The organism is Halanaerobium saccharolyticum, from assembly GCF_004362045.1.
GTDB lineage: Bacteria > Bacillota > Halanaerobiia > Halanaerobiales > Halanaerobiaceae > Halanaerobium > Halanaerobium saccharolyticum_C.
In genome coordinates, this window is the sequence record NZ_SNWX01000066.1 from 1 (window position 1) to 2382 (window position 2382).

At 28.6% G+C, this 2382-nt stretch carries 3 protein-coding genes; all 3 read right to left on the minus strand.

What is annotated here, in order from left to right; all coding sequences use genetic code 11:
- Nucleotides 1-263: 263 nt before the first annotated feature.
- The 3 genes from DFR79_RS15955 to DFR79_RS15965 all read right to left on the minus strand — a co-directional run bounded on the left by DFR79_RS15955 (nt 264) and on the right by DFR79_RS15965 (nt 2120).
- Complete coding sequence (locus DFR79_RS15955) at nt 264-1262, minus strand: hypothetical protein (protein WP_133516445.1); 999 nt, start codon at nt 1260-1262, stop codon at nt 264-266.
- Nucleotides 1263-1497: 235 nt separating this feature from the next.
- A complete protein-coding gene (locus tag DFR79_RS15960; protein ID WP_014553242.1) occupies nt 1498-1800 on the minus strand; it encodes a type II toxin-antitoxin system RelE family toxin in 303 nt (100 codons plus the stop codon).
- Nucleotides 1801-1820: 20 nt separating this feature from the next.
- A complete protein-coding gene (locus DFR79_RS15965; RefSeq protein ID WP_014553243.1) occupies nt 1821-2120 on the minus strand; it encodes a type II toxin-antitoxin system Phd/YefM family antitoxin in 300 nt (99 codons plus the stop codon).
- Nucleotides 2121-2382: the final 262 nt, after the last annotated feature.

Here is a 2382-nt window from a genome sequence, read left to right on the forward strand (position 1 = left end):
TTATTAATGGTTTTGAATTACCTGAGAGGGTTTTATAAATCCATCTCGATACTTTTAAGATAAAACATACTCAGTTAGCCTAATGTCACATAACGTCCCGAGTATTCCCGACGTGCTCGTGCCGTAGGCCTGGCGTGACTTTTGCTGTCTTTTGCAAAAGTCATGACAGAGAGCATGTCCCGCAGGGTAGCCGATTTTTGGCGTTACGGGAATACTCTGTTATCGGATGGATGAGTTGCTATACGTAATGAAACTGAGTTACCTTATTTACTTTTTATTTTCTTTCTTAATTTTTGTTTTTCTAACTTAATAAGATTTTCAAGAATATCTTTATTTATTTCAGGTTTATTTCTGTTCTTAACAATATTATCTAATTTTTGTTGAATAATATTTCCATTGTAATCACCAAAACATTTAATGAATATGTTTCTATCAATATCATGTGCATTTTTAAATATTTTTTTGAGTTCTTTATCCATTGTAGAAAACAAATAAGTTGTATTCCCTTTTTCTTCATTCCAATATAATGTACTCCAAAAAGATAAGTATGTTAAATCCCAAGCTTGATTCTGACATATTTTTAATATTTTATCAAAATTATTTAGTTTGCTTGATTTATATTGCTTAATTTTTTTAGAAAATAATAGTGAAATATATACCAACGTATAGCAACAATATAATAAGTTCTCTTTATTCCAGCTTATAAAATTTAACATCTTTTCTTCTATTGATAATTTTTCATCAAAATATAAATACATAATATGTAACATTTCAGCATAATGCATTAAATAATGATCACTTTCTATATTAAACATATAATCCTTAGTTTTGTTTAATTTTACTTTAGAAATAGTATTAATTTCTCCAGTAGCAAGACCTGACCAAAATTTTGTAGGATACTGTTTAAATATTTTTTTGAATATATTGTTTTCCCTGCTAGCATCTACATCACTTTGTTTGAAATTCGCGTACTCATTTAATGCTAAACCAGATGTAATAGTTACACCATTCAAATTAGCCCAAAACATAAGACTACTTATTACTTTTAAAAGGTAGTTATCATTTAAAGTGCCTTTTCTAACTAATTCTAATAATTTCGTTAATATATTTCTATCCAATATTAATATGTAATTTCTCCCTAAATAATTTGAAAAATCAGGACAACCATTAGGAGAAATATGCGGATGAAAGATTATTTGTTTATCTATTAAGAATTCTGTAATGTTTTTGATTTTTTCCTTGCTTATGCAAATATACTCCATATAAATTCCTCCATACTAGACACATTAAATTAACTCATCTTTCCGATAACGTCCCTGGGATTTGCGCTCGTGCCTGATTCCGTCAGGAACTGGCGTAAAGCTTGCTTTAATATTTCTTGCTGCATAATATTGCAAGCTTTATGACAGAAGGCATGACGCCAATCACATGTTATACGATGGAGCTGGTTTGCTCTTTTGATAAAATTTAGAAATCTTTATAAATAAAAAAAGGGGTTTATCTCCCCTTTTCAAGTATTCTTTTATATGCACTTATATAAACAACTTGATCTTCTCTTTTACCAACAGACCAAACCATGACTTCATCCTCGTTCAATATTTGATAAACAACTCTATATTTTTTCCGATAAAAGTAGATTTTTAAACAACCTGATAGATCGATTCCACTTTTATTTCCAAGTGGTTTTCCTAATTCAGGTGATCTTTTAATTTTATTAAGTGTGCTTTTAAGTCTTGGTTTAACACTTCCATCTAAATTTTCAATATCATTTTTAACTTCAGGATGAAATTTAAGCTTCATCAACCTAAGCCCCCTAAAATCTATTCTTTATCTAATAAATCCATTATTTCTTTTTCGCTTACTGTATCTTTAAGATCAAAGTTTTCTTTTCTTTTGGCTATAATCTCTTCAATGTGGGCATCTTCTAATTGATCTTCCAGAAATTCTATTTTTTCTAGTAACATTTCATATTCCTCAATATCCATCATAATACCTTCAATATCATTATTTCTGGTAATAAATAGCGGGGACTCTTTTGTTTTATCTAACATTTTACTAAAATTACGAACAATTTCAGAAGATGAGACCATATGATCTCTATCAATTCTTAAAGTAACCATTATCTGCACCTCCATAAATTAAAATATTTCATAAATGATTATCTTAATTAAATTATACATTAAATTTTATGTAAAATCAATTGTAATATTTTTAGTTTTAGTTTTAATTTATAAAGGTATTTTGATTAAAATTATTGTTTATTGAATAAGGATTTTTAAACCAGCTCTTTCGTATAACGTCCCTGGGATTTGCGCTCGTGCCTGATTCCGTCAGGAACTGGCGTAAAGCTTGCTTTTTCATATCCGTTATTGTTTATCCTGC

What these genes read in the sequence shown, in the direction of transcription:
- DFR79_RS15955 (WP_133516445.1), bottom strand. Translation starts at nt 1,262, where the DNA reads ATGGAGTATATTTGCATAAGCAAGGAAAAAATCAAAAACATTACAGAA.
- DFR79_RS15960 (WP_014553242.1), bottom strand. Translation starts at nt 1,800, where the DNA reads ATGAAGCTTAAATTTCATCCTGAAGTTAAAAATGATATTGAAAATTTA.
- DFR79_RS15965 (WP_014553243.1), bottom strand. Translation starts at nt 2,120, where the DNA reads ATGGTTACTTTAAGAATTGATAGAGATCATATGGTCTCATCTTCTGAA.